Origin of the sequence: Streptomyces sp. NBC_00859, from assembly GCF_045161865.1 — a bacterium.
Taxonomy (GTDB): Bacteria; Actinomycetota; Actinomycetes; order Streptomycetales; family Streptomycetaceae; genus Streptomyces.
In genome coordinates this window covers 182,083-197,659 of the sequence record NZ_CP108826.1, presented here as the reverse complement: position 1 = coordinate 197,659, position 15,577 = coordinate 182,083, and the positions used below count along the sequence as shown (strand labels likewise).

Genomic DNA, 15,577 nt, shown 5'->3' with positions numbered 1-15,577 from the left:
CTGACGTGGCAGCTATCAGATCGTCGCGGTACCCGGCCGGTGCTCAGCCAGCCACCCCTCCGCGTAGGCAACAGCGTCGGCCAGGTCGAACAGCCGGGTCTGTGCTGCGCCCACTGTGCCCGTCGCCACCGGACGTTCCCTCTCGAAATCAGCCCCCAGATCATCGAAGCGATCCGCCGAGATCGAGGTGTCGCGCACCGTGCTCCAGCGACGGCCCTGCGGAGTCATCACCGCGAAGGAGGTGTCTGTTCGCGGCGCCGGGATCCGGTACTCGGCCAGGTGAAATGCCGTACACGCGTCGAAGCCCGCGCCCAGGAGCAGGATCCGGGCTCCGGCTTCCTCCAGCCGGGCGAGGGGGCTGCGCTCGCCGAGCCGGCAGTCCAGCGCGTGACCGTCCACGATCGCCGACGCACGCGGACCCAGGGCCGCGAAGGAGGTCTGCGGATGGCAACTACGTACAGCGCCCGGCCAGTTGCGAATGGTCTCCGGCACAACACCGACACCGAGCGTGGGTGTGGTGCGTGCGTCGAACGCTGGCATCGCGGCACGGATACCCTCCCACCAGGCTTCGGGCACCGGTGGATTCCCCCAATCCGCCGGATCGGAGATGTCACCGGAATGTGTCGGCACCACCAGGGTCCCCTCGGCGCCAAGGGTGTCGAGCAGCGCCATGACGACCGTGCCGGCACCACCGCAGACCCATCCGAGCGAGCGGAGGGAGGAGTGCACGAGGAGGGTGTCATCTGGGCGCAAACCGATCGCGCGCAATTCGGCGGCGAGCGAGTCACGCGTACACAGAGGGCCCGCCGGAAAGTTTGTGGACATGTTCATCAGTGTCGAGGCCGGAGACCGCCCGCACCATCGAGTTTTGGCACCCTGCAGGAGCGCCCCGGATCATCGGAGTTCCGGACATCAGTGCTGTACTCAGGGTTCCGGCCCCGCCCTGGCAACGGACCGCGACAGGGCGGGTCGCAGGGGCACATGGAGGGGCCGCGGGCTTCGGCGGCGTACCCAGCATCTTCGGCACCGGTGGGGGCGAACTCATGGGCACGGGAGACCAGCGACGGGTGCTCGGTGAGCTGCACCGGCCCTGTCCACGGTGCCCTGTCCTGATGCCGGGACGAGTCTCCGCGACATCAGTATCCGCACCTCAAGCCGTCTGTGTGACGGCGGCGACGGAAACAGGGACGAGCAGGGCCCAGCCGAGGCGTCCGATCCTGCGGCGTACCGGGATCTCTTCCTGACGCCCGGTGGCTGGGCCCGTCCTGCGCTGTGTCATCCATGAGCTGCGGGCTACCGGTACCGGATGCGCGAAGTTGCCAGGATCAATGACTGACGTCCGGGTTCGGCAGCGAGCTCAGTTTGTGGATGAGTCATGCAAGCGTCACCGGCCGAGCGCATGCCGGTTCGGCTCGTTGCTACTCCGAGGCCGTCTTGCCGCTCTCTGCGGACTCGGCGGCCGCAGGCGCGGTCTGGTAGTAGACGGAGCGTCCCTGCTTGCTGCGCTCGATCACTCCGCGGGCAACGCCCTGCTCCAGTGTGTTGCGTACAACGGTCACCTGCACACCGCGCTGGGGGTGTGCCTCGGCTACTCCGGCGGCGATTTCGGTGGACGACTTCGGCTCGCTCTGGCCGGCGAGGTAGGAGCTGATCAGCTCGATCCACGTCGACTGGCTCGCGCTCTGCGCCGCGGCGGCCTTCTTGCCGGCTGCCTTGCCGCGGGGCGCCCGCTCTGCCGCATTCTTCGACGAAGGCGTCGCCTTCGGGGACTTCGCCGCTGCCGTCTTGCTCTTGGGGGTTCGTGCTGCGGGAACCTTGGGCGACTTCTTGCCGCTCTTGGCCGTCGGCTTCGCGGCGGTTCCGAGCAGACTCTGCATCTTCGCGAGGACCTGGCCACTGTCCTCGAGCTGCACCAATTCATCCTGCAGCCTGGTCAGTTCGGAACGGACCCGGTCCTGCTCGCTCTGGTTGGCCGACAGATCGTCGGCGACCTTCTGGGTGTACTCAGCCTTCACGCTGGAGGCCGTATTGACTGTGGACATGAGGTCCTCGTCCTTCGTTGTGTGTTGAACGGGTGTGCTGCGGATGTTACGCACACCTTCGAAGTGAATTCTGCAGTGGTACCCCATCGAATGCAGGCGGAACAACTTCTGTTCGAACAAGTTGCACGAGTATTCAACGTTGGACGCGGCATCCCACAGGCGTGCAGACGAGTTCCGACCGCATGTGAAGATTACGGCTCCAGGGTCCTTCCAGGGAAACAATGGACGCTGTGTGAGCAGGGTGGGACCTGCATCGAGCACTGGCTGCGGCCCGGATGGGAAAGCGGCACACCGGCCCGGCTGCGACGGCGGGCCCGATTCCGGGCGGCGTGCTGCCTGTTCCCGCTCCTTCTCGCCGCACGGTACCGGGAGCGGTGAACCACGCATAATGCAGATCAGCTGGGCCGGGTGGGACGCACGAGCCCGCCAGGACAGGTGGCCGATGACGGATCGGTACCGAGGAGGGATGGACCATGAGGATCGGTGTGTACCTTGCGCACCCGCAGCCCGGTAGTTTCAACCACGCTGTGTTCGATGCGGTCGTGGAGGAACTGCGGGGGCAGGGATGCCGGGTATTCGCGCACGATCTCTGTGCTGAAGGCTTCGTACCGTTGCTGTCCGCCGATGAGACGCGGACGGTGGGGGCATCTGCGGGCGGGCACGACTCGCAGCTGTCGCTGCACCGGAGCGAGGTGGCCACGCTGGATGCCTTGGTGTTCGTCCACCCGAACTGGTGGGGGATGCCTCCCGCTGTCCTGACAGGGTGGGTGCAGCGCGTACTGGCACCGGGCGTCGCCTACAAACTCGGGGCCGCTGAGGGGGAACCCGTAGGGCTCCTGAAGGCCGGACGGGCCCTCGTGCTGAACACGTCGGACACTCCCGCGAACCGCGAGGAGAGCGAGTTCGGTGATCCGCTGGAAAGGATCTGGGCGGCATGTGTTCTGCCGTACGTCGGCGTGACCGACGTACGCAGGATCGTCTTTCGTACCGTCACGGACTCAACTGACCGGACACGCTCGGCGTGGCTGCACCAAGCGCGCCAGGAAGCCGCGGCGTTGCTGGCCTGAGCTGCGGCATACGAGCGCCTGACGTACCGTCCCGACCGGGCTCGAACGCAGCTCTCGGCCCAGGGGCGCGACCGAGAGGAACACACGCGTGAGTGACTGGCAGTTGACCGATACATACCGCAGCACCGCCGGAGACATCCGGTGGGGCAGCCTTGGACGTCCGGGGCAGGACCCGTTCGTGCTCCTGCACGGAACGCCCTTCTCCTCGTACGTCTGGCGCGCTGTTGCCCGCTCACTCACCCGCGATCACCAAGTGTTCTTCTGGGACATGCCCGGCTATGGCCTGTCGGAGAAGTCAGCGGGGCAGGACGTCTCGCTGGCGGCTCAGGGCAGAGTGTTCACCGAGCTGCTGGAGCACTGGCGGCTCGAGGAGCCGCTGGTGGTCGCCCACGACTTCGGTGGCGCCGTGGCCTTGCGGGCGCATCTGCTGCACGGCGCCCGCTACCGCGCACTGGCTCTGGTCGATCCCGTCGCGCTGGCTCCATGGGGGTCTCCGTTCTTCAAGCTCGTCGGCGCGCATTGCGAAGTCTTCGAGCAACTGCCGCCCGCGCTGCACCAGGCCCTGGTGCGCGAGTACGTGAGTTCTGCCAGCAGCCCCGGCCTGCATCCGGCCGTTCTCGAACGGCTTGTGCAGCCCTGGCTGGGTGACTCGGGCCAGGCGGCGTTCTACCGGCAGATCGCCCAGGCGAGGCAGGCCTACACCGACGAGATCCAGGGTCGGTACGGTGAGATCAGCATCCCGACACTTGTGTGCTGGGGTCAGGACGACGCCTGGATTCCCTTGGCCAAGGGGCAGGAACTGGCATCCCGTATCCCGGGCGCACGGCTTGAGCCGATCGCGGGTGCGGGCCACCTCGTCCAGGAAGACGCGCCCGCCGAACTCACTGCCGCGCTCCTGGCCTTTCACCGGTACCAGAGGTGATGTCCCACAACAGAACCGGTCAAGCCTGGTGACCGTACATCCGTCGTGCGGCGGCAGCTGCGGGACCTGGACGTTGCGGGGGCGGCGTACGTGGTGGTCAGAGGTGTTGTCACAATCCCGGGTCCAGCGGTGTCTTCATGCGAGACAGACAACGTCCAAGGAGGACACCATGGCGCTACGCGTCCCGAAGGCCGAGCTCCCGCGCGAGCTCAAGGAAAACATGATCAAGCAGCTCGGCGCCGTGCCCGAGAACGTCGAGGTGCTCTGGCACAACCCGACTGTCGCCCAGGACAATCTGGAGTTCGGCGGCAAAGTGGGGGCGTGGGACGCGGCTGACGCAAGTCTCAAGTCGTTCGCGCACATGGCTGTCGCGTCCCAGGTCGGGTGCAGCTGGTGCCTCGATGTCGGCTATTTCCAGGCACAGAACGACAACCTGGACCTTGCCAAGGCGAGCCAGGTGCCGTGCTGGCGGGAGTCGGAGGTGTTCACGCCGCTGGAGCGGGACGTGCTGGAGTACTCCGAAGCCATGACGAACACTCCGCCGACCGTCACCGACGCTCTCTATGCCGGGCTGCTCGACCGGCTCGGACAGACCGCGATGATCGAACTCACCGCGTACATCGCCTACGTCAACTTGGCGACCAGAGCCAACGTGGCGAACGGAGTCGAGTCGCAGGGCTTCTCCTCCGCATGTGAGATTTCGCCGGCCAGCCGTCCGGAGAAGCGTGGCGAAGCGGCGACGGGATGATCAGGGACCCGTTCGTCGTCCATCGCAGCCTGTTGTTCACCGTCGCGTACGAGATGCTCGGGTCTGCGGCCGACGCGGAGGACGTGCTGCAGGAATCGTGGCTGCGGTGGGCCGACGTCGACCACGCCCAGGTACGCGACCCACGGGCCTATCTCGTCCGGATCGTCACACGCCAGGCGCTCAACCGTCTGCGAACGCTATCGCGCAGCCGCGAGGAGTACCTGGGGGAATGGTTGCCGGAACCACTGCTGACCAGCCCTGATGTTGCCGAGGACGTCGAGCTCGCGGAGAGCGTATCGATCGCGATGCTGACGGTGCTGGAGACGCTCGCACCCATGGAGCGGGCGGTTTTCGTACTCCGTGAGGTATTCGATGTGCCGTACGGCGAGATCGCCGAGGTGACGGGCAAGTCTGCCGCCTCGGTGCGGCAGATCGCACGGCGAGCACGTGTGCACGTGGCGGCCCGGCGCCCGCGGGTGCAGGTGAGCCGGTCGGAACAGCAGGCCGTGGTGGAGCGATTCCTGCTCGCACTGCGAACCGGGCAGTTGCGAGAGCTGGTCGAGGTCATGGCTCCGGACGTGGTCCTGATCGCCGATGGCGGAGGTCTCGCGCCGGCCGCCCTGACCCCGGTCCACGGAGCCGAGCTGGTGGCACGGGTGCTCGCGCGTGCGGACCGGACGGAGACCGCTCCGCTCGAGGCGACGGCCGTGTGGCTCAACGGCGCGCCCGCAGGCCGTATCGAGATCGCGGGCGAGTTGGCCACGGCGTTGAGTCTCGTGGTGGAGAACGGGCAGGTCACCCGGGTCTACTTGGTGAGGAACCCGCAGAAGCTGACGCGGCTCGACGCGCCGGCCGAACTGAGCAGGTAAGGGGCTGTCGCTCCCACGGGGTGAGTGTTGCGGGCAGTCGAATCCACCGCAATACTCACCCCGCTGCCACGTGCCTGAGCGTGCCGTTGAACCGGCGGCTGCTGTCACGGCCGCCACTTGTGGCCGTCCACGGATGCCGCCGCAACCGCGGGCCGGGCCAGGGGCCTGTCGCTATCCGTGCTGGCCCGGCTGGTAGTCACCGGCGGGCTGCTGGGTGATGACGTTCAGGCGGTTGAAGGAGTTGATGAGGGCGATGACGCACACCAGGGCGGCCAGCTCGTCCTCGTTGTAGTACTTGGCCGCATTCGCCCAGACCTCGTCACTGACGCCTCCGGCCGCGTCGGCGATGCGGGTGCCCTGCTCGGCCAGTTCCAGGGCGGCGCGTTCAGCCTCGGTGAACACCGTGGCCTCCCGCCAGGCCACGACCAGGTTGAGACGCGTGGACGTTTCCCCGGCGTGAGCAGCCTCCTTGGTGTGCATGTCGATGCATCCGGCGCAGCCGTTGATCTGGCTGACGCGGAGCCTCACCAGTTCCTGCGTAGCCATGGGCAGCGTGGACTCCGCGAGCACCTTGCTCGCCCCGATGATGTGCTTGAGGGACTTGGCTGCGACCGGGCTGGTCAGGGGGTTCAAACGGGCTTCCATGGTGTGCTCCTCTGCCGTTATGAGTGCCTACACCCTCTTGGACGGAACAGCTCGGCGAGATGTGACATGGCTGGATGTGGCGTGCGTCTCCACTGATGATCCGCGGCACGGCGAGGCTGCGTACGAGGGACTCGGTCACCAACGCTGAGACGGCACTCGCAAGGCCGCAAGACGGATCGGTGCCCCGAACGACGAGCCAGAAAATGTGGCATGGCGGCCAGGGCCGCTTCTGGCGTCGGAAGCGGGAACACTCGGCAGCCGCACATCCCGGACTCCGATAGTCACTCTCAGTAACCGTATTGACGGTGTGTGTGTCGGGCCCATGTGTGTCGGAGCCACTCGGGTGGAGGCCGCGATTCTGCAGGAGTGCGGAGCACCGTGTCCTGAGCGAAGCAGGCCCGTTGTAAAGGTCATGACCTCAATTCGACGCCTTGCTGCTGTTATGGCGGTCGCCGCCGGTGCTTCCGGGATCGGCCTTTCGACCGCCGCGGCAGCTACCCCCGACGCACCTCGGCCAACGATCTCCGCAGCCGATACGCTCAACGACCTCGCGACCATGGCGGTGCCCTCAGAACAGCGGGACAAGGTGCCGACCGTGACCAGCCAACTCCAGAATCTCAATCAGGTGAATCAGCTGCATCAGCTCACCGATATGGCCGCACCCGTCGCTGGGCTCGTCCAGGGCATTCAGTAGCCGATCCGCTTGACAGGGTGACCAACACGGCCCTGCCCGCGCGACGATCGCGTTGGGCCTGATCGTCGTGTTGGTCACCTCGGTGGACATGGCGGGACGGGCTGGGGGGCGCCCGAGCCGCAGATCCAGCATGGTGCCGATCAGCACGCCGGGCTGCCGCCCCGTCGCGGGCCCGTCGGAGTCGTCACGCCGACCATTCGCGCCGTCGCGCACTACCACTGTCACCGGTCATGGGGATGCCCAGCCGGGTGGCCGCTGGCGGCCCAGGCTGGTGGCCATCGGAAACCCAGGCGTGTCGCCAGTGGTGCTTCGCGGGAGTGGGGGAGTTCAAGGGGGACTACCCCCTTTCCGGCGACGGCCCCGGCAACGATGTGCGGGCGTCCAGGCCGTCACGGGGCGAGCGTGATACCGAGGGCGGTCGGTGCTCGCGCCCGCGGGAGTCTTCGACGTGATCGTGTCGAAGCCCGAGAGTGAATGTTGCTGGTCACCGCGGTGAACCGGCGCTCACAGGCGGCGCCGAAGACCGGTACAACGCCTCGGAGACGTCTTGGTACGAGTTGCAGGCAGGGCTCCATCGCCAGCTGAGGCATCGTCTTATCTCAACAGCCCACGACAATCAGCCAGTTCCTCGCGAACCGCCCTCTGAGATGCCCGGTGGCCCGCCGCCGAAGGCCGATCAATCTGAGTGTCGACTCGAAGACTGGCACGCTTGTCCGAACACAGGAGGTTTCCATGGCCAAGGGCTACTGGGTCAGCGCATACCGCACCATTTCCGACCCCGAGAAGCTAACCGCCTACACGAAGCTGGCCGGTCCGGCCGTCCAGGCCGGGGGCGGGCGGATGCTCGCCCGCGGCGGTCGGGTCGTCGCTCACGACGCCGGAATCGCCGAGCGCACAGTCTTGATCGAGTTCGACACCTTTGAACAGGCGGTCGCGACACACGAGAGCGCGGCTTACCGGGAGGCGCTGACCGCCCTTTCCGACGGCGTCGAGCGCGACTTCCGCATCATCGAAGGCGTCGACTGACCGGCGCGCTGGCGTTCAGGCCCAGGTGTGGAGATGTGCTCATGCGTGGGCGGGTGTGCCGGCAGGCGGGGGCGCCGTGGTGGGGGCTGCCGGTCCGGGGGTGCCGAGGAATTGTTTCCAGCCTTCTGTGGGGCCGTGTCCGGGGTCGAGTGTGCGGAGTTTGCGGAGTACGGCGGGGTCTTGGGCTTCTTGCCATTCGGTGAACTGGCGGAAGGAGACGAGGCGTGTGTCGGGTGTGCCGGCGATTTGCTGGATGAATTGTTCGACGGCGTCCATGTAGATTCCGCCGTTCCAGGTTTCGAGGTGGTTTCCGACGAAGTAGGGTGCCCGGTTGGTGTGGTAGGTGCGGTCGAAGCCTGCTTTGTAGGACTCGGTGGCCTGGGTGCGCCAGGCATCGAATTTTGTGGGGTCGCCCTTGGGGTTTCCTCCGTTCTGGTTGGCCATGATGTTGTAGTCCATGGAGAGGACTTCGAAGGTGTGGCCGGGGAAGGGGATGGCCTGGAGGGGGTAGTCCCAGACTCCTTCGCGTTTGCTGGGCCACATCTGCATGCCGCCGGGCGAGCTCGCGTCGTATTTCCAGCCTCGTTTCGCGGCGGTGGGCAGGAGGTTGCGCTGTCCTTCGAGGCAGGGCGCGCGTCCGCCGATGAGTTCCTTGCGGTAGTCGAAGGGCAGGGGTGGCAGGTCGGTGAAGCCGGTGTTCGTCTTCCAGGTCATGACGAACTTGATGGCTTGTTCGATCTCGGAGTCCCAGTCCTCGGGTGACCATTCCCTGACGCCGCCGGCTCCGCAGAAGTGGCCGTTGAAGTGGGTACCGATCTCGTGCCCGGCGTTCCAGGCCTTGGTGAGCTGCTCGAGGGTGGCGCGGATGTGGGCGTCGGTGAGGTAGCCGATCGCTGAGGCACCGGGGGCGTGGTGGGGCGGGAGGTAGAGCTTCCGTTTCGCTTCGGGGAGCAGGAAGATGCCACTGAGGAAGAACGTCATCTTCGCGTCGTGGTCCTCGGCGACCTTGAGGAACCGGGAGAAGAGCGCGGCATCGGTCTCACCGGCGCCGTCCCAGGAGAAGATGACGAACTGCGGCGGTGTCTCGCCGGGTTCCAGGGGCACGGCGTGGGGCTGGTTGGGCTGGGCTCCGGTGTCGGCGGTGGAGGCGTCGCCGATGATCCGGACCTTGCGCTTGCCGGCGGCGGCGGTTCCTGAGGCTCCGGCGACACTCCTGGGCTGCTGCAGGGTGTCGCTGCATCCGGCGACGGCCGAGCCGAGGGCGGCGGTCGTCGCCGCGGTGAGCACGGAACGCCGTGAGAGTTCACCCATCAGGTCCTCTTTTCCGATTAGTCGGATTATCGGAACATGCTTAGAGGGGGACTCCGTAGAAAGTCACGTACCTGCCGCCGCGCCGGGTCCCCTTCCCGCGAAAGGATGAGCAATCCAGCCGCCAAGTGGCCCATCACCCCCACCCCACCCCACCAGAACCCCGACCCCGCGCACCCACCATCCAACCGCCGCAACGAAACGGGACACCACACCAGAACCCACAGCCAAAGAACCCGAGAACCCCGCCCCGACCCCCCACATTGCCTGTCCGGCTCCCGCAGGCACGGACTTCCACAGGCCCCTGCGCCCGCAATACACACCAACGCGCCTGCTCAACCAGCCCCAGTCCGGGGGACGTTGAAGTAAAAACGAGAACCTACCAGCTCCCGGCAGATCACCGAAGCCCGGTCGCAGGGCCGTGACGTCACGTCACCTGACCACGGTCCGGCCGCAGGCACCCCAGCCACCCGGGCCACCCGAACGGGGCCGCGCGACGAATTTCGCCCATTCGGATCCCCGCTCCACCCCCACCTGCACAGACACCCCGCCCACCCACAGCACACCGACCATGCGGCAGCCCACACCCCCACACCTCGCGCTGCACACTCCACCGATCCGAGGTGACCTGACGTCAGAGTCCGCCCGGCGACGGATGGAAAAGACACAACCCGAGGAGCACACCAGATGACGGTCATCTCGGACCAGTCGGCCCAGCGCGCCGATCAGTACGACACACACGAGGACTACCGAACCTACTGGTACGGACGCGCATACGAACACCAGGCAGAAGTCACAGCCCTACGCCGACTCCTGCGCGGCACATTCGTACCGCACGCCGTCGACGTCGGAGGCGGATACGGACGCCTCGTACCGACCCTGGGACGCTACGCGGAAAAAGTCACACTCACCGACTCCAGCCGCAAACAACTCGACACCGCGAAAACCCACCTCGCCGCCGAAGGAGGCGTAGAAATCCGCCTCGCCCCCGCAGGCACACTCCCCTTCGACAACGCCACCGCCGACCTCGTCAGCATGGTCCGCGTCATGCACCACCTCCCCGACCCCACCGACGCCCTCAAAGAAATCCACCGCATCCTGCGCCACGACGGCCGAGCCATCATCGAAGTCGCCAACAGCGCCCACGCCGCCAACCGCCTCAAAGCAGCACTCAACCGCCGCCCCCTCTCCCGCAACCCCATCGACCTGCGCTCCACCACCAACCGCGACCGCGACAGCATCCCCTTCGTGAACCACCACCCCGACACCATCACAGAACACATGCAACACACCGGATTCACCGTGGAACGCACCCTGTCGGTATCCAACCTCCGCCACCCACAACTCAAACGACTCCTCCCCACCCCCGCACTCAACACCCTCGAAAAGGCCCTCCAAGCCCCCCTCGCACGCACAGCATTCGGACCCAGCATCTTCTTCCTGCTCCGCAAAACCCACTGAACACAACCCACAACCCGCGCCACCGACACCCACGGACCACCGCCCGGAGTCACCCGCACCACACACCGCGCCGCGACTCCGGGCCCCAAAAACAGCGGGGGCAGGTCAGCCCTTGGCGCCCTTCGGCACTGCGTTCATCGTGGCCGGGCTACGACGCTGGACGTCCTTGCAGTACGCCACGTTGCCGGTGTTGTCCACGTACTTCGCCGACACCCAGGTCGAGGTGTCTCGGAGCAGGTACCAGATGGTGTTGCCTTCGATGTTCTGGGCGCGGACCTTGCACCGCAGGCCCACCTGCTGGCGGTAGCGCAGTGAGCCCTCGGCGGACGAGTCCGTGCTGGGATACTGACGCTGAACCAGGCCGTTGCCCGCTGTGACCGTGCCGTACGGGGTCGGCGGAGCAGCCTCGGCCGGGGAGGCGGCGAGCAATGCAGCGCCCAGGACCACAGCGGTGCTCAGCGCGCTCGCGCCGGCAAGGACAGTGCGACCCCGGAGAGAACGCAGGGCAGTGATTGTCGACAAGGGATTTCTCCTTTTCCTGACGTCCAATGACGCTCATTGGCGCGTAGGTGAAATTACGTGGCAAGCTCCCCAGTAGCGCGTGGAAATGGATTAGATAGTCCTAACGTGTGACGCAACACCTGTACGCACGTTGACGTCAATCAGTGACTCCTGAGATCAGGACCTCGGTTCTCGCCCAGTGAATCCCGGAAGGTCACCCGGTTCGACGTTGACTTCGGGATCCGAACGGTTCGTCGTATTTAATAATTCACACCAGTAACTGCCCGATGCACAGACCGCCTTCGGCTGATCACGCGTTCCGCCAATGAACGTTGTGCCTACCGTCGCTCTCGTGGCATGCGTCCTGGCCGTGATGTCGGCGACGCTGTTCCGGACGTACCGTCTGACGTCTGTGAATTCGTGCGATCGAGCCGTTGTGCACTATCCCGATGCGTGACGGCGAAAAGGGTGATGTTCTGAGAAGGTCCCTGCGGCCCGGTAGAACTCGATGAGCGTGCCGTCCGGAACCAGGTCCGGCCTTACGGCTTCCTGACATCGCTTCAGGGCCTCGTGCAGATCACAGAAGCGCGTGGCACTGGGGCGACCAGCCTCTGGAGAGACCGCCCCACTGACGGGCTGCGGCTGGTGCTCGGCCCTCCGCCTGAAGGCTTGGCTCGCCTTCCGATGGGCCTGGTGGTCGCCGGCCTGGCGAGTTCCCTGCTGTTCTTCCCGGTGGTCCCGGTCGCAGCAGTCCTCACCCTGGATGCCGCCCAGAGGAAGACATGACGGGCGTCGTCGGAATGGAGACACGCGGGTGTGCAACGACCCTTGCTACGTGCTTCGTTGAGGCACCCTCACTGTCCGGCGGGCCGGTATGCCGCGATGATCACTCCGGTACCTGTCGTCGTGCAGTCGGCCAGCCGGAAAGCGGTGAGGTCCGATCCGTCGTCCGTGAACAGCCGGTGGCCCGAGCCCAAGGCCAGGGGATGGATCATCACGATCAACTCGTCGACGAGATTCCGGGGCAGCAGCGACCGCACGAGGACCCCGCTGCCGAACACCACCAGGTTCTCCGGCAACTCGTTTTTCAGCGTAGCCACCGCATCCGGTGCATCGCCGCCAAGGACGACTGAGTTCTCCCACTTCAACGGTTCAGTCAGTGTGGTCGACACCACGTACTTGCGGACACGCCGGAGCGCCTGGGCGAATGAACTGGGTTCCTGCCGGGGCCAGTAGTCCGCGAAGCGCTCGTACGTAGTCCTGCCTGCCAGGAGGGCCCACGCGCCGGACATGTAGGCACTCATCACTTCCTGCATGCTCGGGTCCTGGCCTTGGTTCGCCCAACCGCCGTGCCGGAAGCCGTTCCGGCGGTCTTCATCGGGGTGCCCCGGAGCCTGCATTACGCCGTCGAGTGTCAGATGCTCGATCACGATGACCTTGCCCATGGCGTGCCCTCTTCCGTAGTCACGGGCTTGGACGCCCCGACCCTCTATACGGGTGCCGGGCCAGGGAAGCCGGACGGACTCATCGGGCGACTGCAAGTTGTTACGAGCATCAATGCGAACGGGCGTCGGCCGATCTGTTCCGATGGGTGGGGTGTGGGCGCCGGTGTGATCAGTGAGGTGCTGTGAAGGCGAGTGAGACGTTATGGCCGCCGAAGCCGAAGGAGTTGGCGACTCCTGCGCGCCAGTTTCCGTGTCGGGGTTGCCCGGAGATCACGTCGAGTGTGATGGCGGGGTCGAGCCTGTCGAGATTCCGGGTCGCCGGCGCCGTCCCGTCCCGCAGCGAGAGGACTGTCACGATGGCCCCGAGAGCACCTGATGCACCCAGGAGGTGGCCGGTCATTGACTTGGTGGCGGTCACGGCAGGGTGTGTTCCGATGCCTTCGGCGATGGCTTTCGCTTCGGCGAGGTCACCTTGTGGGGTGGAGGTCGCGTGTGCGTGTATCAGGCCGATGTCCTCGGGTGTCAGCTGACCTGATTCCAGTGCTCTGCGTATCGCCCGGATCTGGCCTGTGGTGTCTGATGCGGTGATGTGCTGGGCACTGGATGTGATGCCGGCGCCCGCGAGGATTCCGTGAGGGCGGGCTCCGCGGGAGCGGGCGAATTCCGCACGTTCGAGCACCAGGACGGCGGCCCCTTCGCCCAGTACGAAGCCGTTACGGCCGGCGTCGAAGGGCCTTGAGGCCCGCAGGGGATCGTCGTTCGTTGTGGACAGTGCCGTCATCTGAGCGAACCCGGCCAGAGGCAGCCCGTGCAGGCATGCTTCCGTGCCTCCCGCTATGACTACGTCGGCGCGGCCGAGGCGGATCAGGTCGAGCCCGGTGGCGATGGCCTCGGCTCCCGATGCGCAGGCACTGACAGGGGTGTGGGCGCCGCCCTGAGCTCCCACGTCGATGCTTACCCAGGCTGCCGGACCATTGGCCATCAGCATCGGCACGGTGTGCGGGGAGACTTTGCGCGGCCCGGAGCGCTCCAGGGTGTCGTCCTGTTCGAGCAAAGACACCACGCCTCCGACACCCGTGCCGATCACGACGGCCACCCGTTCCGGATCGGCGTCGGGTTGGTTCGCGTCGGCCCAGGCCTCTCGGGCGCTGACCAGCGCCGCCTGTTCGCACCGGTCCATGCGGCGTGCCTCGGTGCGCCGCATGGCGGTCGCCGGGTCCACTCGCATCCGGGCGGCGAGGCGGACGGGGAGTCCGGCGGCCCAGGTGTCGTCGAGTACACCGATTCCGTTCTCCCCGGTCTGCATCGCGGACCAGGTGGCCGGGAGGTCACCGCCCAGGGGTGTGGTGGCTCCCAGGCCGGTCACCCAGACCTCTGCATCAGTCATGAACTGGACTCCCCATATCTCAGCAGCACTGTCGGGCAGCCGCCCGAATACAGACGGGCAGCTGCTCCCGAGGTCCGCACGGTAGCCAACCAACCTTCTGGTTGGCAATGTAGGATGACGTCATGTCCCGTAGCGATGAACCAGGTGAGACCCCCGCCCGTCTGCTGGCCGCGGCGCGTGAGGAGTTCGCCGCCCACGGCATGGCGGGCGCGCGCGTCGTGCGGATCGCGGAGCAGGCCGGAGTCAGCAAGGAGCGGATCTACGGTCACTTCGGCAGCAAGGAGAAACTCTTCGCTGCCGTCATCGCCGAGGCGCTGACGGAGCACGCCTCACTGCTGGGGCCGCCCGAAGGCGATCCTGCCGAGTACGCAGGCCGGATCTACGACCTGCACCGGCAGAACCCGCGCCTGCTGCGGCTGCTGATGTGGGAGGCCCTGTATTACGGTGCGGGCGGTCTGCCGAACGAACTGCAGCGGACGGCCCACTACCGGCAGAGCGTCGAGATCCTGGCCGGGGCTCTGGGTATCGAGCCGGACAGCCGGGCGGCGAGCACCCTGCTGGCCCTCATCGGCATCGCCATCCTGCCCACCGCGTTCCCCCAGCTCAGTCAGCTGATCCTCGGCTCGGTAGCCGATGACGGCAGCGACCCGCGCCGGCACATCGTCCTGCTGGCACGCCGCATGACGGCCGCTTGGTGAATCAGCATGCGGTCCGGTTTCACGGCGACGGACGCAGGCCCTGGGCCGTGTCCTGCCGCTCGATGAGGTGGGGCGGCGCCTGAATACCTGGTGGCAGGGCCGGGTCGGCTTCGAGGGTGCCCCAGCGTGTCTGGAGAGGGAGTACGCCGGCCCACAGTCCGAGCTCGGCGTCGGGGGTGTCGCCGTCGTCCGGGGCGCCGGTGCGGATCTTCACGGAGGCCTCGTCGAGGGAGAGCGCCAGCAGGGAGGTAGCCGCCAGTTCTTTGCGGGTGGGCTGCCTGGCGTAGTCCCACTGCCCCGGGGCCGACTGCTCCGTGAGACAGCGCAGGCCCGCCCACTTCTCGTCGGGGTCGGTGACGGGCCTGGGTGTACCGAAGACCATGGCGCTGCGGTAGTTGACGCCGTGCTCGAAGACGGACCGGGCCAGCACGAGGCCGTCGACGTGCGTCACGGTGACGCACACGGATGAGGCCGGGGCGGCGAGCAGGCTGCGGCTGGCCGCCGAGCCGTGGAAGTACAAGGTGGTGTCGTCCGCACCGTAGACGGTCGGCACGACCAGGAGGCTGCCGTCGACGCTCACTCCGAGGTGGCAGACAAAGCCGGCCGCGAGGATGGCATCGAGCTCGTCCCGGTCGGGGCTGCCTTGCTCACGAAGCCGGCGGTGGCGGGAGCGGTCCGTCCGGGACAGGGGCCGGCCGGGGGCGGGATGGCTCATGACGGGGCCTTACGTCGATGGGGCGGGGTCCATGGGCGAGCTCGCGTGG

Annotated in this window: 16 protein-coding genes; 8 read left to right on the top strand and 8 right to left on the bottom strand. The window is 66.7% G+C overall.

Annotated elements, in window-relative coordinates; all coding sequences use genetic code 11:
* Positions 1 to 15 precede the first annotated feature (15 nt).
* Positions 16 to 825: an aminoglycoside N(3)-acetyltransferase gene (locus tag OG584_RS00895; RefSeq protein ID WP_405773932.1), complete on the bottom strand. Its 810-nt coding sequence runs from the start codon at positions 823 to 825 to the stop codon at positions 16 to 18.
* A gap of 593 nt (positions 826 to 1,418) precedes the next feature.
* The gene (locus OG584_RS00890) at positions 1,419 to 2,042 is read right to left on the bottom strand and encodes a hypothetical protein (RefSeq protein ID WP_405773930.1); all 624 of its coding nucleotides are present in this window, start codon (positions 2,040 to 2,042) and stop codon (positions 1,419 to 1,421) included.
* A 473-nt stretch (positions 2,043 to 2,515) separates the two neighbouring features.
* On the opposite strand from OG584_RS00890, the gene OG584_RS00885 reads away from it, so the two are divergent.
* From OG584_RS00885 to OG584_RS00870, 4 genes are all read left to right on the top strand, one after another.
* Positions 2,516 to 3,109, top strand: a complete 594-nt coding sequence (locus tag OG584_RS00885) for an NAD(P)H-dependent oxidoreductase (protein ID WP_405773928.1) — start codon at positions 2,516 to 2,518, stop codon at positions 3,107 to 3,109.
* Between the two features lie 88 nt (positions 3,110 to 3,197).
* Positions 3,198 to 4,031 (top strand): alpha/beta fold hydrolase, encoded by an 834-nt coding sequence (locus OG584_RS00880; protein ID WP_405773926.1) that lies wholly within the window; start codon positions 3,198 to 3,200, stop codon positions 4,029 to 4,031.
* A 169-nt stretch (positions 4,032 to 4,200) separates the two neighbouring features.
* The gene (locus tag OG584_RS00875; protein WP_405773924.1) at positions 4,201 to 4,779 is read left to right on the top strand and encodes a carboxymuconolactone decarboxylase family protein; all 579 of its coding nucleotides are present in this window, start codon (positions 4,201 to 4,203) and stop codon (positions 4,777 to 4,779) included.
* Positions 4,776 to 5,648 carry an RNA polymerase sigma-70 factor gene (locus OG584_RS00870; protein WP_405773922.1) on the top strand — a complete coding sequence of 291 codons (873 nt, stop codon included), beginning with the start codon at positions 4,776 to 4,778 and terminating at the stop codon, positions 5,646 to 5,648. The genes OG584_RS00875 and OG584_RS00870 overlap by 4 nt, the downstream gene beginning before the upstream one ends.
* Positions 5,649 to 5,819: 171 nt before the next feature.
* Here OG584_RS00870 and OG584_RS00865 read toward each other — a convergent pair whose 3' ends face one another.
* Positions 5,820 to 6,293 carry a carboxymuconolactone decarboxylase family protein gene (locus OG584_RS00865; RefSeq protein ID WP_405773920.1) on the bottom strand — a complete coding sequence of 158 codons (474 nt, stop codon included), beginning with the start codon at positions 6,291 to 6,293 and terminating at the stop codon, positions 5,820 to 5,822.
* 412 nt (positions 6,294 to 6,705) lie between these two features.
* On the opposite strand from OG584_RS00865, the gene OG584_RS00860 reads away from it, so the two are divergent.
* Positions 6,706 to 6,987 carry a hypothetical protein gene (locus OG584_RS00860; protein ID WP_405773918.1) on the top strand — a complete coding sequence of 94 codons (282 nt, stop codon included), beginning with the start codon at positions 6,706 to 6,708 and terminating at the stop codon, positions 6,985 to 6,987.
* A 732-nt stretch (positions 6,988 to 7,719) separates the two neighbouring features.
* Positions 7,720 to 8,013, top strand: coding sequence for a DUF1330 domain-containing protein (locus OG584_RS00855; protein WP_405773916.1), 294 nt, complete (start codon positions 7,720 to 7,722; stop codon positions 8,011 to 8,013).
* A gap of 39 nt (positions 8,014 to 8,052) precedes the next feature.
* Here the strand turns inward: OG584_RS00855 and OG584_RS00850 are convergent, their stop codons facing one another.
* Positions 8,053 to 9,324: a hypothetical protein gene (locus tag OG584_RS00850; RefSeq protein WP_405773914.1), complete on the bottom strand. Its 1,272-nt coding sequence runs from the start codon at positions 9,322 to 9,324 to the stop codon at positions 8,053 to 8,055.
* Between the two features lie 684 nt (positions 9,325 to 10,008).
* Here OG584_RS00850 and OG584_RS00845 point away from each other — a divergent pair.
* Positions 10,009 to 10,782 carry a methyltransferase domain-containing protein gene (locus OG584_RS00845; protein ID WP_405773912.1) on the top strand — a complete coding sequence of 258 codons (774 nt, stop codon included), beginning with the start codon at positions 10,009 to 10,011 and terminating at the stop codon, positions 10,780 to 10,782.
* A gap of 105 nt (positions 10,783 to 10,887) precedes the next feature.
* Here OG584_RS00845 and OG584_RS00840 read toward each other — a convergent pair whose 3' ends face one another.
* The 3 genes from OG584_RS00840 to OG584_RS00830 form a co-directional block, all read right to left on the bottom strand.
* A complete protein-coding gene (locus OG584_RS00840) occupies positions 10,888 to 11,304 on the bottom strand; it encodes an SH3 domain-containing protein (RefSeq protein WP_405773910.1) in 417 nt (138 codons plus the stop codon).
* A gap of 833 nt (positions 11,305 to 12,137) precedes the next feature.
* On the bottom strand, positions 12,138 to 12,728 hold the full coding sequence (locus OG584_RS00835) for a dihydrofolate reductase family protein (protein ID WP_405773909.1): 591 nt from the start codon (positions 12,726 to 12,728) through the stop codon (positions 12,138 to 12,140).
* A gap of 169 nt (positions 12,729 to 12,897) precedes the next feature.
* On the bottom strand, positions 12,898 to 14,115 hold the full coding sequence (locus OG584_RS00830; protein WP_405773907.1) for a beta-ketoacyl-[acyl-carrier-protein] synthase family protein: 1,218 nt from the start codon (positions 14,113 to 14,115) through the stop codon (positions 12,898 to 12,900).
* A 122-nt stretch (positions 14,116 to 14,237) separates the two neighbouring features.
* Between OG584_RS00830 and OG584_RS00825 the strand changes: the two genes are divergently transcribed.
* Complete coding sequence (locus OG584_RS00825; protein ID WP_405773905.1) at positions 14,238 to 14,813, top strand: TetR/AcrR family transcriptional regulator; 576 nt, start codon at positions 14,238 to 14,240, stop codon at positions 14,811 to 14,813.
* A 19-nt stretch (positions 14,814 to 14,832) separates the two neighbouring features.
* Here OG584_RS00825 and OG584_RS00820 read toward each other — a convergent pair whose 3' ends face one another.
* Positions 14,833 to 15,528 carry a pyridoxamine 5'-phosphate oxidase family protein gene (locus tag OG584_RS00820; protein WP_405773903.1) on the bottom strand — a complete coding sequence of 232 codons (696 nt, stop codon included), beginning with the start codon at positions 15,526 to 15,528 and terminating at the stop codon, positions 14,833 to 14,835.
* Positions 15,529 to 15,577: the final 49 nt, after the last annotated feature.

Coding starts and splice junctions, on each gene's coding strand:
- OG584_RS00820 (WP_405773903.1), bottom strand. CDS start 15,528: ATGAGCCATCCCGCCCCCGGCCGGCCCCTGTCCCGGACGGACCGCTCC.
- OG584_RS00830 (WP_405773907.1), bottom strand. CDS start 14,115: ATGACTGATGCAGAGGTCTGGGTGACCGGCCTGGGAGCCACCACACCC.
- OG584_RS00890 (WP_405773930.1), bottom strand. CDS start 2,042: ATGTCCACAGTCAATACGGCCTCCAGCGTGAAGGCTGAGTACACCCAG.
- OG584_RS00870 (WP_405773922.1), top strand. CDS start 4,776: ATGATCAGGGACCCGTTCGTCGTCCATCGCAGCCTGTTGTTCACCGTC.
- OG584_RS00835 (WP_405773909.1), bottom strand. CDS start 12,728: ATGGGCAAGGTCATCGTGATCGAGCATCTGACACTCGACGGCGTAATG.
- OG584_RS00825 (WP_405773905.1), top strand. CDS start 14,238: ATGTCCCGTAGCGATGAACCAGGTGAGACCCCCGCCCGTCTGCTGGCC.
- OG584_RS00885 (WP_405773928.1), top strand. CDS start 2,516: ATGAGGATCGGTGTGTACCTTGCGCACCCGCAGCCCGGTAGTTTCAAC.
- OG584_RS00865 (WP_405773920.1), bottom strand. CDS start 6,293: ATGGAAGCCCGTTTGAACCCCCTGACCAGCCCGGTCGCAGCCAAGTCC.
- OG584_RS00845 (WP_405773912.1), top strand. CDS start 10,009: ATGACGGTCATCTCGGACCAGTCGGCCCAGCGCGCCGATCAGTACGAC.
- OG584_RS00875 (WP_405773924.1), top strand. CDS start 4,201: ATGGCGCTACGCGTCCCGAAGGCCGAGCTCCCGCGCGAGCTCAAGGAA.
- OG584_RS00855 (WP_405773916.1), top strand. CDS start 7,720: ATGGCCAAGGGCTACTGGGTCAGCGCATACCGCACCATTTCCGACCCC.
- OG584_RS00860 (WP_405773918.1), top strand. CDS start 6,706: ATGACCTCAATTCGACGCCTTGCTGCTGTTATGGCGGTCGCCGCCGGT.
- OG584_RS00895 (WP_405773932.1), bottom strand. CDS start 825: ATGTCCACAAACTTTCCGGCGGGCCCTCTGTGTACGCGTGACTCGCTC.
- OG584_RS00850 (WP_405773914.1), bottom strand. CDS start 9,324: ATGGGTGAACTCTCACGGCGTTCCGTGCTCACCGCGGCGACGACCGCC.